The 21,918-nt window shown below is 42.4% G+C and carries 15 protein-coding genes, 1 pseudogene and 1 CRISPR repeat array; of the genes and pseudogenes, 8 read left to right on the plus strand and 8 right to left on the minus strand.

Annotated elements, in window-relative coordinates:
* Positions 1 to 55 precede the first annotated feature (55 nt).
* From AC5JM2_RS27390 to AC5JM2_RS27405, 4 genes and pseudogenes are all read right to left on the minus strand, one after another.
* Positions 56 to 670 (minus strand): annotated as a pseudogene (locus tag AC5JM2_RS27390) (DUF4340 domain-containing protein); the annotation flags it as partial.
* Complete coding sequence (locus AC5JM2_RS27395; RefSeq protein ID WP_495837964.1) at positions 667 to 2,526, minus strand: GldG family protein; 1,860 nt, start codon at positions 2,524 to 2,526, stop codon at positions 667 to 669. The pseudogene AC5JM2_RS27390 and the gene AC5JM2_RS27395, both read right to left, overlap by 4 nt.
* 72 nt (positions 2,527 to 2,598) lie before the next feature.
* Positions 2,599 to 3,411: an ABC transporter permease gene (locus tag AC5JM2_RS27400; protein WP_495837965.1), complete on the minus strand. Its 813-nt coding sequence runs from the start codon at positions 3,409 to 3,411 to the stop codon at positions 2,599 to 2,601.
* The gene (locus tag AC5JM2_RS27405) at positions 3,412 to 4,425 is read right to left on the minus strand and encodes an ABC transporter ATP-binding protein (RefSeq protein ID WP_495837966.1); all 1,014 of its coding nucleotides are present in this window, start codon (positions 4,423 to 4,425) and stop codon (positions 3,412 to 3,414) included.
* A gap of 578 nt (positions 4,426 to 5,003) precedes the next feature.
* A CRISPR array of direct repeats spans positions 5,004 to 5,619; the repeat unit is 36 nt; unit sequence CTTTACAGAACCCTTTCCCTGCAAAGGGATGGAAAC.
* A 562-nt stretch (positions 5,620 to 6,181) separates the two neighbouring features.
* Here AC5JM2_RS27405 and AC5JM2_RS27410 point away from each other — a divergent pair.
* Together AC5JM2_RS27410 and AC5JM2_RS27415 are read left to right on the plus strand one after the other, a co-directional pair.
* Entirely contained in the window at positions 6,182 to 8,269 is a 2,088-nt protein-coding gene (locus AC5JM2_RS27410) for an S-layer homology domain-containing protein (RefSeq protein ID WP_495837967.1), read from the plus strand.
* A 130-nt stretch (positions 8,270 to 8,399) separates the two neighbouring features.
* Positions 8,400 to 9,164, plus strand: coding sequence for a hypothetical protein (locus AC5JM2_RS27415; RefSeq protein WP_495837997.1), 765 nt, complete (start codon positions 8,400 to 8,402; stop codon positions 9,162 to 9,164).
* A 425-nt stretch (positions 9,165 to 9,589) separates the two neighbouring features.
* Here the strand turns inward: AC5JM2_RS27415 and AC5JM2_RS27420 are convergent, their stop codons facing one another.
* Positions 9,590 to 11,545 carry a DUF1565 domain-containing protein gene (locus AC5JM2_RS27420; RefSeq protein ID WP_495837999.1) on the minus strand — a complete coding sequence of 652 codons (1,956 nt, stop codon included), beginning with the start codon at positions 11,543 to 11,545 and terminating at the stop codon, positions 9,590 to 9,592.
* A gap of 316 nt (positions 11,546 to 11,861) precedes the next feature.
* Here AC5JM2_RS27420 and AC5JM2_RS27425 point away from each other — a divergent pair, with 316 nt between their 5' ends.
* Together AC5JM2_RS27425 and thiS are read left to right on the plus strand one after the other, a co-directional pair.
* A complete protein-coding gene (locus tag AC5JM2_RS27425) occupies positions 11,862 to 12,983 on the plus strand; it encodes a thiamine phosphate synthase (protein ID WP_495837968.1) in 1,122 nt (373 codons plus the stop codon).
* The gene (gene thiS, locus AC5JM2_RS27430) at positions 12,976 to 13,188 is read left to right on the plus strand and encodes a sulfur carrier protein ThiS (RefSeq protein WP_495837969.1); all 213 of its coding nucleotides are present in this window, start codon (positions 12,976 to 12,978) and stop codon (positions 13,186 to 13,188) included. The genes AC5JM2_RS27425 and thiS overlap by 8 nt, the downstream gene beginning before the upstream one ends.
* Here the strand turns inward: thiS and AC5JM2_RS27435 are convergent.
* Positions 13,185 to 14,423: a glycosyltransferase family 4 protein gene (locus AC5JM2_RS27435; RefSeq protein ID WP_495837970.1), complete on the minus strand. Its 1,239-nt coding sequence runs from the start codon at positions 14,421 to 14,423 to the stop codon at positions 13,185 to 13,187. The two genes, thiS and AC5JM2_RS27435, sit on opposite strands and share 4 nt — an antisense overlap.
* 1,164 nt (positions 14,424 to 15,587) lie before the next feature.
* Between AC5JM2_RS27435 and AC5JM2_RS27440 the strand changes: the two genes are divergently transcribed.
* Positions 15,588 to 16,583 (plus strand): DUF1517 domain-containing protein, encoded by a 996-nt coding sequence (locus tag AC5JM2_RS27440; RefSeq protein ID WP_495837971.1) that lies wholly within the window; start codon positions 15,588 to 15,590, stop codon positions 16,581 to 16,583.
* Positions 16,584 to 17,026: 443 nt separating this feature from the next.
* Here the strand turns inward: AC5JM2_RS27440 and AC5JM2_RS27445 are convergent, their stop codons facing one another.
* Positions 17,027 to 18,895 carry a bifunctional serine/threonine-protein kinase/formylglycine-generating enzyme family protein gene (locus AC5JM2_RS27445; protein WP_495837972.1) on the minus strand — a complete coding sequence of 623 codons (1,869 nt, stop codon included), beginning with the start codon at positions 18,893 to 18,895 and terminating at the stop codon, positions 17,027 to 17,029.
* 321 nt (positions 18,896 to 19,216) lie between these two features.
* The gene (locus AC5JM2_RS27450; protein ID WP_495837973.1) at positions 19,217 to 20,029 is read right to left on the minus strand and encodes an ABC transporter permease; all 813 of its coding nucleotides are present in this window, start codon (positions 20,027 to 20,029) and stop codon (positions 19,217 to 19,219) included.
* Positions 20,030 to 20,650: 621 nt separating this feature from the next.
* Between AC5JM2_RS27450 and AC5JM2_RS27455 the strand changes: the two genes are divergently transcribed.
* The 3 genes from AC5JM2_RS27455 (at position 20,651) to AC5JM2_RS27465 (ending at position 21,819) form a co-directional block, all read left to right on the plus strand.
* Positions 20,651 to 20,896, plus strand: coding sequence for a hypothetical protein (locus AC5JM2_RS27455; protein ID WP_495837974.1), 246 nt, complete (start codon positions 20,651 to 20,653; stop codon positions 20,894 to 20,896).
* A gap of 223 nt (positions 20,897 to 21,119) precedes the next feature.
* The gene (locus AC5JM2_RS27460; RefSeq protein ID WP_495837975.1) at positions 21,120 to 21,356 is read left to right on the plus strand and encodes a hypothetical protein; all 237 of its coding nucleotides are present in this window, start codon (positions 21,120 to 21,122) and stop codon (positions 21,354 to 21,356) included.
* Between the two features lie 247 nt (positions 21,357 to 21,603).
* Positions 21,604 to 21,819, plus strand: coding sequence for a hypothetical protein (locus AC5JM2_RS27465; protein ID WP_495837976.1), 216 nt, complete (start codon positions 21,604 to 21,606; stop codon positions 21,817 to 21,819).
* Positions 21,820 to 21,918 lie beyond the last annotated feature (99 nt).

Genomic DNA, 21,918 nt, shown 5'->3' on the forward strand with positions numbered 1-21,918 from the left:
TACTAGGAGTGGGCTTTTTGCCATCATCTATAGATTTCTCACTACTAGGAGTGGGTTTTTTGCCATCATCTATCGGTTTATCAGTATTGGGAGTGGGTTTTTTGCCATCATCTATCGGTTGTTTCCACTCTGACAGTTCTCGATTAACTGCATTTTCAAAATCCGTAGATACTAATAGCACATCAGTATTGCCACCTGGTTTTGTAGAAGGATCAGCTTGAGCATACAGGAAACGGCGGTTAAAGTCAGGCTTACCCAAAATCAACTGATGTGTTTTCTGATTTTTTAGTTTGACATCGATAGTTGTTTGCGGCTGATCTAAGCCGAATTCTGCAAGCTGGTTGGGTGAGGCGGATACAATGCGATCGCTCTTTCCCTCCACTAGCAAATTCATCAAATAACCTACAATAGCACTACTTGCTCGGGCAGTTTCGGGAGATTTCATCATCCACTTGGGTTCTTCAGACTTGTCAGTACGTTCCAGATTTAAAGTCTGATTTTGAGTTTTGACTGTCAAAGATTGCACGTCATCCTCTTTGAATGAGAAGATTTTTTGCTGCTGCTTGACTTCCTTTGGTTCAGGTGCATTCTTTATTTCATGGAAGTAGACAAAACCACCTAAACCAAGCGCTAGCAGTACCAGAATTAAAGTTGTTCGTTGTAATTTCATCTGCGTGTCCACCAGAAAATAGCTGCCACCACTAGCCCAATCAAAGGTAAAATTACCAGAGATGATAACTCTAAAAGAAGGGCTTGTACTCCTGTTAGGTTGATGCGACGGTTTATTACTTCTTTTGGACTAATTGAAAGCGGTTGTTGATCCTGCTGACTTAGCCAAGTGACTGAGTTGAGAAACACGTCGCCATTAAGTTGCTTGTCGAACAAGCCATTGATGATAAAATCTGAATTTCCTAACACCACCATTCGTGACTCACCCGAAGTTGATGAGGGAGTCGGGCTGGCTGGAGTTGCAGCAGTTGTGGGTGTAGTGGTGGGAGTTGGGCTGGCTGATTTTTGAGGTGTTGCAGTTGCTGTTGGTGTAATCGTGGGAGTCGGGCTGGCTGGAGTTGCAGCAGTTGTGGGTTTGGCGCTGGGAGTCGGGCTGGCTGGGGTTTGAGGTGTTGCAGCAGTTGTGGGTTTGGCGCTGGGAGTTGGACTGCCTGGGATTTGGGCTGTCGGTGTAGTCGTCGGAGTCGGGCTGGCTGGGGTTTGAGGTGTTGCAGTTGGTGTCGGTGTAAGGGTAGAGTTAGATGTAACTTCAGATTTGGCTGATAGTTTCCTTGTTAATGCTACGCCTAATGTTAGTGGGCCTTTGCGATCGCTCTCGGGATTAAATTGCAAGTTTTCGCTTTGCTGGTCACTTTCTGCCCAGCTATTAGGATAAGCTTTGGTGAGTAACAACGGAGTCGCCTGAATACCAGGTACTGGATTTGTGTCAATCGGTCGTGCTAAGGGATAAAAAGAGATACCATTGCCAAAATCTTTGGTAATCGGGTGTTTTCCGTATTGAGTTACCAAAGGTGCTGCAGGACCTAGTCCAACACTTGCAGAAACATCAACTGCCAAACGATTATCTAATTTTATACCCCACTGGTCAAGCAAGCTTTCGAGTTTGGGGTCTGTATCTGGATCAATCATCAGCAGTACATTTCCACCTCGATTGAGGTAGTCCTGTAGTGCTTTGACTTCGTTCTCAAATAGCGATCGCTTCGGACCTGCAACGACTACAACATTAGCATCTTGAGGAATACTGGACTTTTCTACCAGATTCAGGGCAGAAGTGGTGTAACCTTTGTCGTTTAATGCCTTAATAGCTTGCGATATAACTCCTTCCTCTTTACCAGAAAGTTCGTGTTCGCCATGACCTTGGAGGAGGTAAACTTTAGCAGAGCTTATACTGCTGATTTGTTGCAGACTATTTGTTAATTTTACTTCTGATAAACGTTGCTGCGGACCTACTACCTGAACTAATTGCCGTTTATCGCCAAATTCCAAGTAAACTTCTCCATAGTCTTTGACACCAAACTTACGTGCTAATCCTGGTCTTGCTTGTGGATCTACATACTCAAAACTAAACTTAGAGCTTTGCCGACGATAATTTTCTAGTAAGTCCCTGTCTACGGGGTCTTGATTAACGTCAAACAGCAATATTTTCGCTGGTACTTGTAAGTTGCGTACCAATTCCCGTGACTGGGGTGCAAGGGTAAACAACTTAGTTTCTGTCAAGTCAACTCGTGTATCGTAGCGAGTTCCTAAAAAGTTAATCAATCCTAAAATCGCTAAAACTGCCAAAGTCGCAATCAAAGCATTAGTACTAGCTTGGGTAGAACGTTGTCCCAACCAGTTATTCTGCTTGTTTTGCCATATCAGCCACAATACAATGATGACTGTTCCCAAAATTATCAATGTGAGTTGAATTGGTCCCCAATTATCCGATACCAATCCAGATGTTAAGCCTGCTGCAAAGAGGAACGGACCAAACCAAAATAAGATTTTTAAAGGTTTCTTTTTAGCGAGAAGTTTCATTTTTGGGACTGTACTTGTTACGTTAAATGAACAGTATGGAACAGATCCCTGTTCCCTGTTCCCTTTTCCTATCTATGAACGTTGAAAACGCAATGCATCAATTGATTGAGCAGTAAGAAAGATGCCGAGAAGAATGTAACTGGCAAATAAAATCAGGCTACTCGTATCGAATATACCTTGTACTAAGGTATTGTAATGTTTCAGCAATGATAGATGTCCTAGCGCGTCTCCCATAGAACCACCAATATTTTTGGCAATTAAATCAACGAACAAGAGTAATAACATTAATGCAAATGTGAATACGGCAGACAGAATTGTACTATCTGTCAAAGAAGAAATGAACATTCCCAAAGATAAAATTGCTGCTGCTAGTAAGATGAGTCCTAAATGTCCTAGTAAGGGTATGGCTGGTGGCATTGGTGGACTTGACGCACTCAAAGCAATGGTTTCTAATCCCATGATCGGCACTACCATTGTGATGAAAAATGTCAAAACTCCTAATAATTTACCAACAGCTACTGCCCAGTTTGTCAGTGGTGATGTGGCGAGAAGTTCTAAAGTGCCGCGCTTGCGTTCTTCGGCATAAAGCCCCATAGAAAGAATTGGCAAGACAAACAACAATAGCCATCCCATTCGATCCAAAAATGCCCTGACAAGTTCGTAAGGAACATCTATTGGTGGAACTGGCACTCCAAATTGTTGTCCTTGTAAATCTAATGCAGTGACTGTTTGCAGGATACCTTCTGGTCCCATCAAAATCAGCACCAAAAATAACCCAGATAGAAGCCAAAAAACACCAGCAATTGCATATGCCAAAGGTGATACAAAATAACTCTGTAACTCTCGGCGGTAAATGGCAATAATATTACCCAGTACGACACCCATTTAGGCTGCTTCTCCTTCCTTTGCCTCTGCGATTTCTGTTTCAGTCTCCAAAGTTTTTTCTTCTGTAGTTAGTTGTAAAAATACATCTTCTAGAGTAGCGTTAACACGCCGCATTTCTAGTAAACCGAATCCTGTTCCGATCAACGCCGCTGCAATATCTTTTCCTGGTTCAGTTCCTGGTTGTGATATCACCCGCAGGTATGCTTGGTTTTCCTTTAAGGAGGTATGACTGTGCATTCCCACCGCAGAAATTGATTCGACAAAGTTTACCCCTGCTACATTTTGCAGGACTTGTTTGGCGAGAGCCGCTTCTCCTTCAATTTCTATTTCATATCCAGAACCTTTTGTCAATTGGTTCATGAGATTGTCGGGTGTATCTGTTGCGACAACTTTCCCACCGTTGATGATTGCGACACGGCTACAAGTCATGCTCACTTCTGGCAAAATGTGAGTAGAAATAACGATTGTGTGGCTTCCTGCAAGACTTTTAATTAAATTTCGCACCTCAATGATTTGCCGGGGATCGAGTCCGATTGTGGGTTCATCTAAAATGATGGCTGGTGGATCGTGGACAATTGCTTGAGCAATGCCGACTCTCTGACGATATCCTTTAGAAAGTTTGCGAATAATGACGTGACGCTTTTCTTGCAAATTGCAGCGTTCGATTGCTGCTGTGATTTTGGTGGCGCGATCGCCCGCAGAAACTCCCTTAATCCGCGCCACAAAATACAAAAATCCCTCCACCGTCATCTCTGGATACAACGGCGGCATCTCTGGTAAGTAACCAATCCGTTGCCGCACCGACAGAGAATTGTCATGGACATCAAAGCCAGCAATCCGCGCAGTCCCACTCGTCGCAGGCAAATAACCAGCCAAAATTCGCATGGTTGTGGTTTTGCCAGCACCATTAGGTCCCAAAAACCCCAAAATCTCTCCTGGTTCGACGTCGAAAGTGACATCAGTAATTGCTGAGGTAGAGCCGTATGTTTTACTCAGATGTTCAACTGAAATCATCCGTTTTAGCTACGTGCAAATGGTAATTCATCTTTTACAGTTACCAGTTATCAGTTACCAGTTATCAGTGAGCCAGCGCTGCCGGAAAGTCTCCCTACCTAGGCGACTGCGTATGCGCAAAGCGCACGCCCAAAGGGCTAACGCGTAGCGTCTCCGCAGGAGATACCCGAAGGGTTATCAGGTAGGAAACGGACTCGTCCACCCCTTGTTCACTGTTTACTGTTCACTGTTCACTGTTCACTGTTTTAACAAACCATGATAAATCACCAAAACAGTTCTGAGCGTTGAGTACTGAGCAGCTACTGCATCTTTGAGTGTGGAGTCGGTCAAAAACTTGACAATTATAGGTGAGACATTTTATTTTTAGGGAGTGGGTTGAAATTTTATCGACACCACTCGTCCGATCCTTGAAAACCGCATAACTTCGTTGAGTGGTGTCGATTACGCTTGTAGCAAGGTTTCCAGCTTACGAAATGAGAGTTTTATTGAGAATATTTTTGCCCTTATTGACATTTCAAAAAGTGGTGTCGATTTGGGGGTCTCAAACCCTCTCCTAGTAAGGCTTCTACAAGTGAACTCTTTACAGAACCCTTTCCCTGCAAAGGGATGGAAACACCACCGCAACAGACCCACCAACAGGCCACAGCGTCTTTACAGAACCCTTTCCCTGCAAAGGGATGGAAACAATTTGGCCTCTGCGTCTGGACCTGTGATAGTTATGACTTTACAGAACCCTTTCCCTGCAAAGGGATGGAAACAACTCTGCTCTTTGTTCAGCAGGAGTCATATTTTTGCTTTACAGAACCCTTTCCCTGCAAAGGGATGGAAACCACAGGCTGAAATTTTCTCAACATCCAAACAGCGCTGCTTTACAGAACCCTTTCCCTGCAAAGGGATGGAAACTTGAATATTTCTATTGGTGCAAACCCAGTAGGATCCTTTACAGAACCCTTTCCCTGCAAAGGGATGGAAACGTTGTCTACATTCATTATTTTTTAGTGAATAACCATTCTTTACAGAACCCTTTCCCTGCAAAGGGATGGAAACAATCAGCTGCACTTAACAGAATTACTCTGTTAAAATCCTTTACAGAACCCTTTCCCTGCAAAGGGATGGAAACGCTACCAGATTAGCTAAAGAAGCGTTAGAGCGGATAGACTTTACAAAACCCTTTCCCTGCAAAGGGATGGAAACGTAAGAGCACTCATTTCTTCGACAATCTGACGTGTGCTTTACAATACTTATTCCCCGTAAGGGGATGAAAACGACTTATGCCGCTAATTCCATTGTTAAAACTCACCACTCAAACTGAGATCTTGCACTTGTGCCAACAACCGCCTAGGGTTTAAACCCCAGTCTCATAGTAAAAGTCGTCTAAAGACGACTGTATAAGCTTTTGAGTCTACTAAAGTAGACTTTAACTGTGAGCCTGGGAATTGATTCCCAGGCGGACGAGGTTATGTTCTTGAGAATGGTGCAAGATCTCAGCGTTTTTGATAATACCAATTTGAAAAAAGAATGCGACAGATACACACTCCCAACCCCAAGTTTCGTCTCGGCTTTCTTCCGGATTGAATTTTGTTCGCGTAGCGTGTCCGCAGGACATATTTTGAATTTTGAATTGGTATAAGCTCTTCCCCCAACGGGGATCAAAACCTTAATCAGTGTCAAAAAGTTACATAGGTGTGCTTGTGTAAACGCAGTTGTAAAGTTATTTATGATTGTGATAATTCAAAATTTGTTTATTAGTCACTAAATGGTCAACTCTACCGTCGTTGCCACACTTACAATTTATGTCAACCCTACAATTGGCAATGATGCCAATGCTGGGACACGGTTAAATCCCTATAAAACTATTACCCGTGCCCTGAAGGTAACCACAACACCCAAAGTCATTCAGCTAGCCTGTGGAAGTTACAGTGCTGCTAGTGGTGAAATATTTCCACTGGTGATTCCAGTCGGTGTGATGCTAATCGGTCATGAAGCAACCAAAGGTCAAGGAATTGTGATTTTGGGTAGTGGAAAGTATGAAAGCGAAAGTTTTGGGATACAAAATATTACGCTGGTATTACTAAATTATGCTCAATTGATGGGCATCACTGTCGTAAATCCTACAAAAAAAGGAACTGGTGTCTGGATTGAATCCACTTCCCCAACTTTGGCTAATAATACTTTTACCAAATGCGGTCGGGAAGCTGTGTTTGTCAGTGGTAGTGCCGAACCACTGATTCAGGACAATGTATTTCTGCAAAACGGTGTCAGTGGATTGGTTATGGCAGGCGATAGCAAAGGGGAAGTGCTAAACAATCTTTTTCAAAAAAATCTTTTGGGGATAGCTATTAGTGATAACGCTGTAAACAATGTTTTAAATAATACTTTTTATGATAACAGAAATGCGATCGCTCTTTCGCGAAATGCTCGTCCTATCCTGCGAAATAATCTGATCGAAAACAACATTCAAACTGGCTTGTTGGTGAACGGGAATGCCGCTCCCGACCTAGGCAGTACTCAAAACCCCGGTGGTAATATTTTTCGTAACAACGGACAGTTTGATATCCAAAATGCAACCTCTGCCCACTTACTTTCTGTTGGTAATAATTTAAACTCTACAAAAAGTAAGGGAATGATAGAGTTTATTAATCCAACAGAAGATATTGTTCCAGTATCAGTTAACACAGATTTTTCTGACATGACTGGGCACTGGGCAATAGCCTTTGTAGAAGTTTTACATAAAAATAATTTGATGAACGGCTTTCCTGATGGCACTTTTCGACCTAAAGCGCCTATCACTCGTGCTGAGTATGCCGATGTTATTGCTAGGAGCTTTCAGCTACCTCCCGGAAAAAAGATACGCAAATTTACAGATGTCAAACGAGGTTTTTGGGCATCGTCAGCTATTGAACGTGCTGCTAGTATGGAGTTTATCAGTGCATTTCCGGATGGGACGTTTCGACCAATGCAAAATTTAACAAGGATTCAAACAATAGTCTCTCTGGTGAATGGACTCAAATTGAGTGGGGGCAATCCAAATATTTTAGGTCTGTTTGGCGATAGCGCCCAAATTCCTAGTGCTGCAACAAATGCGGTAGCAGTTGCGACGGAAAATTTATTGATAGTCAATTATCCTGACATAAAACTATTAGAACCACTCAGGGACATCACCCGCGCTGAAGTGGCAGCTTGCATCTATCAGGCATTAGTAACTAGTGGGAAGCAAAAGCCAATTTCTTCTCCCTACATTGTCAATCCTAACGTGGAGATTGCCTCCGACACGGAGGTTATGACACACTGGGCAGCAGGATTTATCCAAGCATTGCTCAGGATGGGTTTGACTCACGGTTTTGCCTATGAGACTTTTGAACCAGATAAACCAATCACTCGCGCCCAGTATGCAGCTTTAGTTGCGGTTTGCTTCAACCCAACTGCCAAACATCCTGCAACTGAGTTTACGGATGTGCCAAAGGATTTTTGGGCATATAATGCCATCAAAATTGCTGCGCAGGCGGGCTTTGTTGGTGGATTTCGCGATCGCACCTTCCGTCCTGAGCAAAATGTTCTCCGATTACAGGTAATCGTCTCTCTGGTGAATGGACTTGGTCTGAAAGCCGCTGATAACAACAGCTTACTTGGCTTGAGCGATCATAACATAATTCCTAGCTATGCTCGTTCAGCAGTTGCGACTGCCACCCAAAACAAAATTGTTGTGAATTATCCCGATTCTAAACAATTCCACCCAAATCGAGAGGCGACACGGGGGGAAGTGGCTGCTATGGTTTATCAAGCATTAGTGGCAGTGAGGCAAACTCCCAGCATTAATTCACCTTATATCTTTTCCCATTCTTGATTTCAAAAGTAAAATGAATACCACTTCCCCTCTATACTTGGAAGCACTGACCAAAAAAACTATCGATCAAAACAACATAGGCTGTATGGGATGGGAGCAAGATGTGTACCTGCCTGAAGCCGAGAGTCAGATGTTCACACCAAACCCAGACACATCTGCTGACTTGGCAATAGCCCTGCTAACTCATTATAGTTTCGACCTCGGTGGTTATAACGCCAGTGAGATAGTGGGTCTTTGGCAAAAGCAATACCCAGGGAACTGGCTACACATGGCAGTGATTGAAGCACTTTATCAGGGTCGTTACAAAGCTGTTTCAGTGCAGCAAATATTAACGTGTTGGCAGCGACGCGGACAAGCAATTTTTCACTTTAACATGGAATTTGAGCGCTTAATTTGCAGCAAATTTCCACAAAGCCTAACGGCACTTCCCCCAATTTCTTCACCTTTTGTAGAAACAACAACAGTTGTTGAGGACACTTCGCCCTCGGAATTTGCCCCGCCAGCCCGCTCAACTGTGGACACTGGAACACCCAAATGGCTTCCCTTGAAGAAAACGTCCGTAGACAAGCAGACATCAGAACACGGGGATACAGGAAAATCACCACCACACCCCATCTCACCCCAACAGCAGTCATCTCAACGCAGAGAACCGGATCAGGCGAAAACCTCCTCTATGGAAACCCCCAGTTCCGCATCTGCTAACCAAAATGATCAGGATAACTTTCTTCCTGGGGCTACCAACAATCCCCCAATTGAGCAATTCACCCCGCAAACAAGCGCAGGATCAGAGTCATTTACATCAAAACTCAAAGCAATTTCTAGTGAAAAGCCGCAGCTTTCTGGAAAACTACTCCCCAGACGTTCACACAGTTTTATGTCACAAGAAATAGGATAGGAGATGATTATAGCTATAGCCGTAGCCAGGTAGATTAGGACATGAACTAATGAGAAAATACGGACATCACGAGATTTTCAACCCTGTTCCCTGTTCCCTATTCCCTATTCCCTGCTATATTAGTAACACTTCCACGTATGTTTAAAATTATATAAAATTATATGAATCCTGCACGTATCCTCCAGCCTGGTACTAATGATACGTAAGCGCAAATATTTTGAATTACCATTAGCGCCAGCAGACATTCTCGCCGAATTTGATTGTACTTATGAACGTAAGCGATTAGATTTGCCAAGGTATCAGGGAAGTATTAAATGTATGGAGAGAGAAACTTCTTCCATCAACCCAGAAGCAAAATGTTCAACAGTGAACAGTGAACTGATAACTGTTCACTGTTTACTGTTTACTGATAACTGTTCACTGATTCAATTCACCGGCTCAACCACAGCTTTCAAACCATTGTTATTCAGTATTTTTATCATGCTATCTGCATTATTGCGGGTGTTGAAGACACCAATTTGCATCACTCCCTTACCGCGCCAAACAGTGGGAAAAGCATTAGGAGCAAGGAATTTGACTAACTCTTGGTCTTTTTCATTTTGGACTTCCACCACAACTCGGTAACGTAAATTCATTTGACTGTCTCCCGCTGGCGATGGGGATGAACTGTCAACATACGCTGTTGTTGAAGATCTTTGAGGTACTGCCACTTTTCGCATATTACTAGTATTGCCCAAAGGGATATTGGTATTGGGAACGGGCAAAAGAGCTGCTTCACCGACAGGCGCAGCTTCTAGTCTTGGCAATCTAGACTGTCCTTGAGTCTGTACTTTTTGTACGGGTGCTGGTGCAACTTGGTTAGAGGAAGTTGCATTAAGTTGTGGTACTTGACGCCCAGATGGAGAGAGGGGAGGACGCGCAGTCATCTGTGGTAAATTTACTCCATCTTGACTTTCCTGTTCCCTGTTAAGCGTTAAGAGTTCCCTGTTCCCTATTCCCTGTGTCCCTGTATCAACAGTGTTACTTGCTGTTTGGGGTGCAGTGAATTCTACACTCCCAGGAGAAATGCGTACGTAATTTGCTTGTCGTGATGTATTAGATGTATTTGCTAATGGTTCAATTGACTTTGTTGGCGCAACTTGCCGACTTGGTAGTGTCTGAGTTGGAGATTGTCCGCCATACCTTGTTAAGCTATTAGCAGTTGGCAAGCCAGGATTTTGAGCGTAAAGCTGTTTTTGATTGGTTGCAGTTGCAGAAAGTGGAGAATTAGCAGGTCTTAATGGTTGTAGTTGATTGTTCAATCCTGCTGAAACATTGTTAGAAGATGTGGGCAGAGGAAGACGGGGTGACGCACTCAGGTTTGCAGGAGAGTTCCCACGCGCCAATGTTGTCCCCATTCCTGCGTCTGCAACTGCTGTTGTTCCAGTCAAGTCTACCTTGCCATTGATGCGGTTGTTGGCAAGGCTGTTGCCAGAAACAGGAAAGATTTGCTTGGAGGCGCTGGCGTTAATGTCGTAGCGAGCATTGTTGCGAAACTGATTACCACCTGGTTCAGAGGCGGTGCCTAAATTGGGCATGGCTTGAGAAATGGCTACCAACCCATCTTCTTTGCTACCTTGAATAAGATTGTTCCGTAGTATTGGGCGAGCATTGGCTTGTACTACAATGCCACTTCTATTGTCTTGAATAGAATTGCTAACTACGATTGGCTGAGCATTTTGGGTAATATTAATACCAAAGCCCGTTTGTTGAAACACATTTTCCCGCACCTCGGCTTGGGAATTTCCAGAGACGGTGATTCCATTCGCTCCATTTTGATAAAAGAAATTGTTGCGAATGTTAGGGGTACTGTTACCAGTAACCGCAATTCCATCTTGGGTACTACCAGTAAAGGTATTTTCCACAATCACTGGATTACTGTATTCAATCCATAAACCGTAACCACGAGGGTTAGGATTAGTCACTGTTACGCCAGTCAACTTGGCTTGGTTCGCGCCGACAATAGTGACGTTTTTACCACCAAAGGTACGACTAAGGTAAGTATCTCCTCCTTTGATCACAATACCACGACCTTTACTGCCAGAGTCCCCTTGAATAGAAATGTTTGGTTTGAGTATCAAAGGAAAATTCTCTCCAGTTTCAGCACTGTAAGTGCCATTTGAGAGCATAATGATTGTGTTGGGACCAGCAATTCGTAGCGCTTGGCTGATGGTTTTAAAAGGAGTAGCTTCACTGCCATTGTTTACCTTGTCATCTCCAACACTTGGGTTGACAAAAAGGACGTTAACCTGAGACATTGTTTTGACATCCAGCTGTTTCCCATCTGTTGTTCTGGGTATTTGAGCAATGGCAACATCAAGGTTTGCGCCAAGCATTGCCATGTATGCCATTCCCATGCCAGTGGTGAAACATAAAATTAAGAAACGAAACACCGATAATATTATTTGATTGAGGAAAAAATATGGTTTGTCATCCTTGGCAACTCGCTTTTTTGGCAGGTTGTTTACGATATAAGATTTAGAAAAAACGCGGGGGTGAATCACTTTTACGGCACTCCTTCAACCAAAAAACTTTTTATACTTTTGTAGATGTCGTAAATCAAGTCGATAAAGTTACTCACATATTGACTACTTCGCTCTTTTTGATACACATTTAAGTTAGTTAAGAATCAATAGAGATACGGAGCACATTGCCAATATGAAAGAGGCTGACTGTTACGATGAAAGCACTAACGGGGTTGTTGTAATGGTCGAGCCATACAGCCAAACAGAGCAAATACAGCAAGTTATTTACCGCATTTTAGATGCAAATTTAGATCGCGCTCGTGAAGGTTTGCGAATCATTGAGGAATGGTGTCGCTTTGGGTTGAACAACGCCCAATTGGCTGCCCAATGCAAAAAAGAGCGACAAGAAATAGCTGTTTGGCATACTGCTGAACTGCGGGCGGCGCGAAATACGCCTGGAGATCCTGGAACTGACTTAACTCATCCTCAAGAAGAGCAACGTACGAGCATCAAATCTTTGTTGCAAGCTAACTTCTGCCGAGTGCAAGAAGCCCTGCGGGTGTTGGAAGAATACAGTAAGCTTTACAACCCAAACATGGGCAAAGCTTGTAAGCAGATGCGTTATCGCATTTATACCTTGGAAAGTACTTTGATGGGACGTCATCGACAGCAACTGCTGTTGCGATCGCGTCTGTATCTTGTCACCTCCCCTGGTGATCGGTTGGTGGAAACTGTCGAATCTGCCCTCAAAGGAGGATTAACACTCGTACAGTATCGGGACAAAACAGCCGATGATACTGTGCGCTTACAACAAGCGAAAAAGCTGCGGCAACTTTGCCATGATTACGGTGCTATTTTTGTTGTCAATGATCGCTTAGATTTAGCTCTAGCGGTAGATGCTGATGGGGTACATTTAGGACAACAAGATTTGCCTATCGCTATTGCCCGAGAATTACTTGGTCCTCATCGTTTGATCGGTCGTTCCACCACAAAAGCGGCAGAAATGCAAGCAGCGATCGCTGAGGGTGCAGATTATGTTGGCGTGGGACCAGTTTACGAAACTCCAACAAAAGAGGGGAAAGCAGCAGCTGGCTTAGAGTACGTCAGCTATGCGGCTAAAAATTGTTCAATACCTTGGTTTGCCATTGGGGGAATAGATCCAAATAACGTGAATGAGGTGATCAATGCAGGAGCAAATCGTGTCGCCGTGGTGCGTAGTCTGATGCAAGCCGAACAACCTACCTTAGTGACACAATTTTTCCTCTCACAGCTAATCGGTCGGATGAAACCAGAACTTGGTATGTCTTATGTCTGATAATATTACACTACTTGTCAATGGGGAAACTCGTAGCTGTTTACCGCAAACACCTTTACCCGACTTACTTCAGCAACAGGGTTTCAATCCTCGCTTGGTAGCAGTAGAGTATAACGGCGAAATTTTACACCGTCAGTTTTGGTCAGACACAAAAGTACAGCAGGGCGATCGCTTGGAAATAGTAACCATAGTTGGTGGTGGTTAAGTTGACAAACACTCGTAGCGAGACTCAGGAATGTAAATTGAGCGGTGTAAGGTTTTGCATTGAACTAATTGTTTCCCTCTACGACCGAGTTGTTCGCGCAGCTTTTGGTCTTGACACAACCGTTTGAAAGCATGAAAAACTTCATAACCGGAATTGGGATTCACTAGTATGCCATTTTCCTCGTGATGAACTGTATCCACTACACTCCCCAAGCCAGAAGCAATCACAGGTTTCCCAAAATAACCTGCTTCTAAACAGACGATACCAAAACCCCCAACTCTGGGGGTTTTATCATCTCCCTGAGTCAGCATTGCAAGTATGTCAGATGCTGCATAGTATGCGCTTAATTCTTGGTCAGGCACATATCCAGTAAAATGAACTCGCTTGTGCACCCGCAAACGACGGGCTAAATTTTTCAGTGCAGACTCATAAGGACCTTGTCCACACAGTATGTAGTGGACATCCATCCCAAAAGTCAGTAGGAGTGTTAAATTCTCAATCACGCGATCAAAACCTTTACGTTTGTGCACCCGTCCGACTGAGAGAATCACAACTGCTGTTTCTGGAATGCTATATCCATTGCGCACCCGCACACGTAAATCATCCAGATTTTCTTGATAAGATGAAACACCAAATTTTTCTACTCTCACAGCGGGATTGATAACATGAGTTGGTGTCGCAACATGGAAATGAACTCTCAGGTAATCTTGAGTATAGGAACTGTTACAAACAATTCCTTGCGCTCGTTTTAACGTCCATTCAAACAGATAACGCAGTATGGGGTTACTTGAGAGTCCAAGAATATCCTTTCCGTGTAAGTAGATAAAAAACCGGATGGGTAGGAGATAACTTAATAGCAGAATAGAAAGAAAATGGTAGCCATGACCCCACTCAATATAGCGATAATGATAGCGGAAATAAAGTTTTATGGCTAGCACAAATGACCAAAAAGAATTGAGGAAAGCTTGCAGTATACTCTCCACAAAACTACCATGCCAGTATCGAGAAATAGGCCAGCGGTATACTGGAAACTTTTGCGCTTTATCAAATAGCTTATCTCCCGAACAACTAGCCGTCAAAACAATGACTCGCTCTGGGTCTTGCAAGCAACGATTATAGATATACTCTTCAATTCCACCTTCTTTTGGTTGGAAGCTACGAGATATGACTAGGATATCCGGGTATGACATAGTTTTGTCTCGGATTGTTGCTCTTATGCGTGAAATGTTTTCCATCAGATGATCACTAAACGTTAAAATCGCAGCACATTTTTACATTAAGTTTCACAGCCTTTGTCATTCATACTTTTAACTAAACTGAAGAAATTCAGATGAATTTGTTCCAGGTCTATTTTATCTAACAAATATCTGACATTTTTTCTTGCATGGTAGAGCCGATAAATAGTTATTTATCATTAATCATTGAAATAATAACTTTGAATGATTAATGATAAATGACTCTTACATATAATTTTATTTTGAACATTTTTTATATCTAGAAAGCTTAATTTGGCGAAAATAATTCGCTAACTTTTTTTTCAATTTCAAGTTTTTAGATGAATATTTTATTTGTATCATACATACTGTTTTTTGTATATACGAATTGAGAAAATTTTGAGACAGAAGTGAAAGTAAAGATGAAGATGAAATAAGTTCTACACCTGCTAAGTACGTAAAATGGAAAAACGTAAAATGTCTTGGTTTTCCGGGTATGCTCTATGCCGGCGGCACGGCTCGTTCACGCTTTGGGTTTACGTAATAACATTTTACATTTGATGTTTTTTCAAAATTAAATATTTGATACATATATATATTAAATAATTCCATGTTTATACTGAAAATTATAGCCGTCAAATGAGTCCTATTAAGACTTTGAAATTTAGCTACTTTTAGTAGAATATCTGAAGAACACCCAAAATGTTATGCCAAAATGCCGAAAAGCTATTTTGATTAATTATATTTTTCAAAAAAATAAAACTATTTATGATCTCTACTCACAAACATGTTTAGTTATAAAATATACAAACTATAGGTTTTTTTTGAAATTTTCAATAATGATGAGAAACCTAAGAAAATTATTTTTTAAAATTAAAAGTAAGTAAAAACAAAAACTTGTGCACAGACCAATTTTGGCACAACAAAGAGGGAATTGGCTTTGTGAATATTGAACTTAGAAGTTTCAATAACTTGTCAGGTACGGTTATCTACTCCAGAAATCCGCCCAAAGCATGCTGCCCGTGCAACACAGTAGACGGTAAATTGGAAATGTAGTCTGTACTGGCGCAAAGAGTGCCAAGGACTGTTTAAGACTACGGGCTGGCGTTATTGAACAAGCACAAAACTCCAACCAGCATAGGGAGAAAAGATAACCAATACTGTTTTTCAAGCCACTGTGTCGTCATGCGTAAAAAACTACAACAAGCTACCAAACCCCTTTTAAAATCTCTGCTCCTGCTATGCCTTGTTTTTACATTGGCATTTAGTCACTCCGATGGAGCGCTAGCCGCCAGTGGGGGTAGAATCGGCGGTGGTTCCTTTAGAATGCCCTCATCAAGCCGTCCCTACTCCTCTCCTCGCACCTACGCACCAGGTGGAGGTTATGGCGGAGGTTACTATGCTCCCTATCCTGGTGGAGGTTTTGGCTTTCCCTTCCTGCTTCCGTTTTGGGGTATTGGGGGAGGATTTGGTGGTTTATTTAGCATTTTAATTTTTATTGCGATCGCCAACTTCCTGCTACAAACCTTCCGTCGCGTTGCTTCTGGTAACGCTTCTGGTGATAGTGAAGTCAGCTACAACAGCAACCCTTCTGTTTCCGTAACTCGTTTACAAGTTGGCTTGTTAGGTAGCGCCCGTAATTTGCAAACCGAACTCAACCAGATTGCTGAAACTGCTGATACGAACTCCCCAGAAGGTAGAGCAGAAATTCTGCAAGAAGCCAGCCTAGCTTTGCTACGCCATCCGGAATATTGGGTTTACGCTGGTGGTGGTACCGAACAAGCGCGTTTAAACGCAGCTGAAGCTCAATTCAACCGTTTCTCATTGGCAGAACGCAGCAAATTTACAGGAGAAACTCTTTCTAATGTGAACAACCAGCTCAAAGCAACTGCTCCCAAAGATGCTTTACCTGCTGCTGGTGAACTCGACAATCCAACCCGTCTGATCACTGAAGGACCTGGAGAATATATTATCGTTACTTTACTAGCTGCAACCTTGGGTAAACTCCAGCTAGGCGACATTAACAGCGCTGACGATTTGCGTCAAGCTCTACGTCAATTTGGTAGTATTCCTGGAGAGCAACTGCTTGCTATAGAAGTTCTTTGGACTCCACAAGCTGAAGGTGATACTCTCACCTCTGATGATGTCCTCGCGGAGTATCCAGATTTGAAATTAGTTTAAAGCGTTGTGTAGTAAAAGAATAACTTTTCTGGGGTGGGTGAGATGCTCACCCCTGTTTTTTTTGTTTTATAGCAGTCGCCACAATTGTTAGGATATTTTTCTGTTCCCTGTTCCCTGTTCCCTGTTACTGTACGTTCGCTCATTTTTAACCGCAAGATTTAATTTACGCCCCACAGGGCTTGTAATCCTGGCGATGCAATGGATTCAGGCATTTTTATTCGCACGGGGCTTTTGGTCATTTTATGATTTGTCCTATGCCTGCGCCCAATTGCTCACCTCTGGAAGCCTTCTGTGATGGTCACAAATTTTACTAAAAAATAATGGTTCACGTAAAAATCCCCGTTTTCCTTTTACATTAAGGCTTTAATTCCCCTTCGGCTCTCAAAATAAGCGAACGCACAGCTGTTAAGCGTTCCCTGTTCCCTAAAAACCCTTTTAAGATTTCAAACAGACCAACTTGACACCACTCGAAACCCGCATATCCTCAATCCGCCATCCGGTTCGTTCCAGCTACGACTAGCGCTACAGCAAAGCGCAGAACTAAAACTCCAAGAACCACCACGAAGCACACGACGATTATCGTCGCCACCAACTTCCCAAACTGATCCATCTGTGGGTGCGCCATCGTAATTTTTGTGCCAAGGATCAGCACACCACTCCCAAACTAACCCATGCATATCGTATAAGCCAAAGGCATTTGCCACCTGAAAACTACCTACAGGTGTTGTTTCTTTTGGGTTTTTGGGTTTTTGTTCCCAAGTCTGAGTCTCCTGACTACAGTTTGCTAATTCAGTCGTAATTGTTTCGCCAAAATGGAAGGGTGTCGATGTTCGGGCACGACAAGCATACTCCCATTCGGCTTCACTGGGTAAGCGATATAGTCGTCCAGTTTTTGCAAACAGCCTGGTACAGAATTCTATTGCTTCGTGCCAAGAAATATTTTCAACTGGTCGATTCGCACCTTTAAATTTTGATGGATAAGGATTTAAAGATTGTTTGACTTTAGGTAAAGCTGCGACTGCTTTCCATTGTGCTTGGGTGACGGGAAACTTCCCCATAAAAAAGGGTTTGATACTCACTTGATGTTGTGGACGTTCATCTGCATCCCCTTCATTGTCTTTTGAACCCATCATAAAAGTATCGCCAGGAATTCCTACCATTTCCAACGTCACTTCGTTCCCCAAGTTTTCTGCATAAAACTTTGCACTCCGACACTCACGGCTGATTTCATCACCTTGTGCGTCTACTGTCACCACATCAAAATTAAAGGTCTGTAAGGAGTCGAGTTCTGAAGAAGCTTTTATTTCAGAAATTGGCGTTGTGACTTTGTATTTTTCAAATGGTAACGATTTCGCTTGAGGAATTGCCACAATTGGTTGTGCAAAAAATTTTGTTGCATTCAATTCTTGCAAAACTTCTGTTGCTGATTGATACCTATCTTTTGCCAAATGTTTCAGCAACTTATCCAGAATTTCCCTCAAGTCATTGCTAATAGTAACCCCTTTTTCCTGTAAATACTCTCGCCATAACCATTCACCATTCATGGGGTTGTAAAGAGTATCTTGAATCTGTCCTCCATCAGGATTTTGTATAGGCAAACATTGAGTCATAAGACGCGCACAAGTGACTCCTAAAGCGTATAAATCACTAGCCTGACAAGCAAATCCAGCCATTTGCTCACTAGGTGCATAACCGATTGTATATAGCACTGTAGCTTGTCTTGATAAACTGGTTTGTGTCACCTGCTTAGCACCACCAAAGTCAATTAAAACGAGTTTGCCATCAGTTTGGCGGCGAATAATATTTTCTGGTTTAATATCCCGATGAATAACGTTACGCTCGTGAATGAATTGGAGAACAGGTAATAAATCTTCTAAAAGATCTCGAATTTTTTCTTCACTAAAAGGTTGTTGCTGGAGTTCTTGTAATAGAGTTTGCCCTTGAATAAATTCTTGCACCAGATAGAGACTAGAACCTTGTTCAAAGTAAGCAAGTAATCTGGGAATTTGCCAGTGATTTTCTCCCAGTTCATAAAGTCGCTTCGCTTCTTCCTTAAACAATTGTGCAGCTTTTGTACGTTCTGAAGTCCCCTGAATTTGTGGGAAGAACTGTTTGATGACGCATGGAGCATCTAGTCTATCAACGTCTTCGGTTGCATATGTTCTGCTAAACCCACCCTCGCCTAACAATTCCAACACACGGTAGCGGTTTCTAAGGAAGTTGCCAAAGTTATTTTGTCCACAGCTGGTGCAAAATCTATTGCTGTCAGGGTTGAAGGGATTGGAGCAACTGGGATTTTGACAAATTTGCATAGTGAGCCATGTATCGCATCTTGTCCAAAGTTGGCTCTAACTTGAGCTGTTCAAATACAGAAATGTATCTTGACACAAACATTTCTGACTGTCTGCTCACACCCACAACACCAAGCACACAGATAAAAAAGTTCTGCGCATCTGCCTATGTAGGGTGAAAAGTTTCTAAGTTAGAAGTTTATAAATATAAGTATGTATGCACGCAAGGATTCCCATTATATAAAATAATATTATGATAAAACTCCTAATATTGTCAAGTAGTTTGGTAAATGGATCGGGATCATGACCAATAACTAATAACTAATGACCAATGACTAATGACTAATGACTATTTATTCTTTGTCCTGACGCACGAATTAACTCAGCTATAAGAGCGACAATCCCAGAGACTAAAATCAAGATCACACTCAGAGCATTAATATCTGGTTTGACTCCTGTTCTGATGCGGCTAAAAATTTCCATAGGTAAAGTGTTGGAACCACTACCAGCAGTGAAACTGGCAATGAGAAAGTCGTCTAAGCTGAGGACAAAGGCTAGTAAACAACCAGCGACAACACCAGGTATTAACTGAGGTAACAAGACTTTGATGAAGGCTTGCACTGGTGTTGCTCCGAGATCCAGTGCTGCTTCTTCTAAATGGGGATCTAAATGAGTTAGTTGAGAAGATACAACAAGACAAACATAGGCAAGACAAAAGACGACATGAGCCGCAACGATTGTCCAGATGCTTAAGGGAATGGCAAACGCTGCTAGAAAAACTAGGGTAGCTACTGCGATCGCAATATCAGGAATAATCAATGGTAAGTAAGAAACACCGCGATACAAACTCTTACCCAAGAACTGATAACGCGCCAACCCCACTGCCATCAACGTTCCTAGTATTGCAGAAATCCCTACTGCACAAAAGGCTACTATCAAACTGTTTTCTAAAGCCGATAAAATCCGCTCATCGCTAAACAACTTGCTATACCATTCCAAAGTCAACCCTTGCCAACGTGCACTGTAGGGCGACTGGTTGAAACTATAAAACGCCAGTACCACTATAGGTAGGTACATGAAAACAAACATGAGCATTGAGAAAACCGCTTGCCATGTCAAGACACGCGGTTTCTGACGAGATACATTTATCTTCATGTTTTGTTCTTTTTATTTCGCATTATTATACCATCTTTTGAGACTATGACAGAATGCGATTTCGCAGCTAGCCACTGGAAAAATCCTGTACGACGCAAATCCTGTTCCTAGGTTCATCACAGGTGTGTCGCTTCAAAAACTGCTCAGTCATTGAATCCTACACTTCTACTACGACATAAGAGCTGATCGCGAAAAGTTAAGTTACTGGTACTTTTTCGTACAAATGATTGTCGGCGAAACAACAAGGTAATGAAAGTTATGAGTTGCAAGCCATGATATTAGAGTCATTTTTGTTACTAACTTACGATTCTCTTCAGCATTTAATCTTTCTATTCTTTTTAGTATCCTTACATACTCAGTAAAAAAAAAACTTACTTGATGCTAGCGCTAGCACACAGAAAAATTTTTTATAAGTGTAATATAACGGATAACACTTTAGTATTATTTATAACTGAAAGATATAATATTTTTACTTACTTACGTTAGTACATATGTTCATGTTGTTTCCGTCAACTTAAGTGTTTCATCTTCTCAAGCAGTAATTTTTAATGCTACATTTTCAGTATCGGAAACAAAGACATCGGTTTCCAGATAACTCAACTAAGTTCAAGGAAAAAAGTCATGAATCCACTTTTCACTGAAATTGCAGCATCTCAAGCAACCAGCGTTGTCGGCGGTTACGCTGCTAGTAGCACAGAACCCACCACTTACAGCAACACAGCTACCCTAGGAGGTACTGTTGCGGCTAGCACAGATGTGCCCACCGGCACCTACTCTACTGCTCTCAATGGAAGCGTAGAAGCAAATGACCAGAATACTACTTCGTCATTAAATATTAGCGCAGTAATTAACTACGCTGACAGCTAGTTCTTAAAACAGCTAACTTGTTAACTGGTGTTGCATTGACCCTATTCCTATCGTTGCTCGGGGCTATACAGCAACGATAGGAGCATATCAATCGACACAAAGGGCGTGGGCAAGAATGGTTTGCAGGCAATGCTAGTACAAAATTTTACCACACCCTTTGTCTGATTTTCCAGATCACTCAAATCAATTCAATTAACACTAAATTAGTTCAAGGAAAAAAGTCATGAATCCACTTTTCACTGAAATTGCAGCATCTCAAGCAACCAGCGTTGTCGGCGGTTTCGCTGCTAAGAGCACAGAATCTACCACTTACAGCAACGCAGCTACCCTAGGAGGTACTGTTGCAGCTAGCACAGGAGTGGAAAGCGGTACTTACTCTACTGATCTCAATGGAAGCGTAGAAGCAGATGACCAGAAGACTACCTCGTCATTAAATATTAGTGCAGCAATTAACTACTGAACTATAACAAAGCTGACAGCTAGTTCTAACAGCTAGCTTGTTAACTGGTGTTGCATCGCCAATGCAAGTTCCTATCGTTGCTCGGGGCTATACAGCAACGATAGGAGCATATCAATCGACACAAAGGGCGTGGGCAAGAATGGTTTGCAGGCAATGCTAGTACAAAATTTTACCACACCCTTTGTCTGATTTTCCAGATCACTCAAATCAATTCAATTAACACTAAATTAGTTCAAGGAAAAAAGTCATGAATCCACTTTTCACTGAAATTGCAGCATCTCAAGCAACCAGCGTTGTTGGCGGTTTCAGCAACACAGCTACCGTAGAAGGTACTGTTGCGGCTAGCACAGAAGTGCCCACTGGCACCTACTCTACTGATATCAATGGAAGCGTAGAAGCAGATGACCAGAAGACTACCTCCTCATTAAATATCAGCGCAGCAATTAACTACGCTGACAGCTAGTTCTTAAAACAGCTAACTTGTTAACTGGTGTTGCATTGACCCTATTCCTATCGTTGCTCGGGGCTATACAGCAACGATAGGAGCATATCAATCGACACA

This window comes from Brasilonema angustatum (assembly GCF_059505445.1).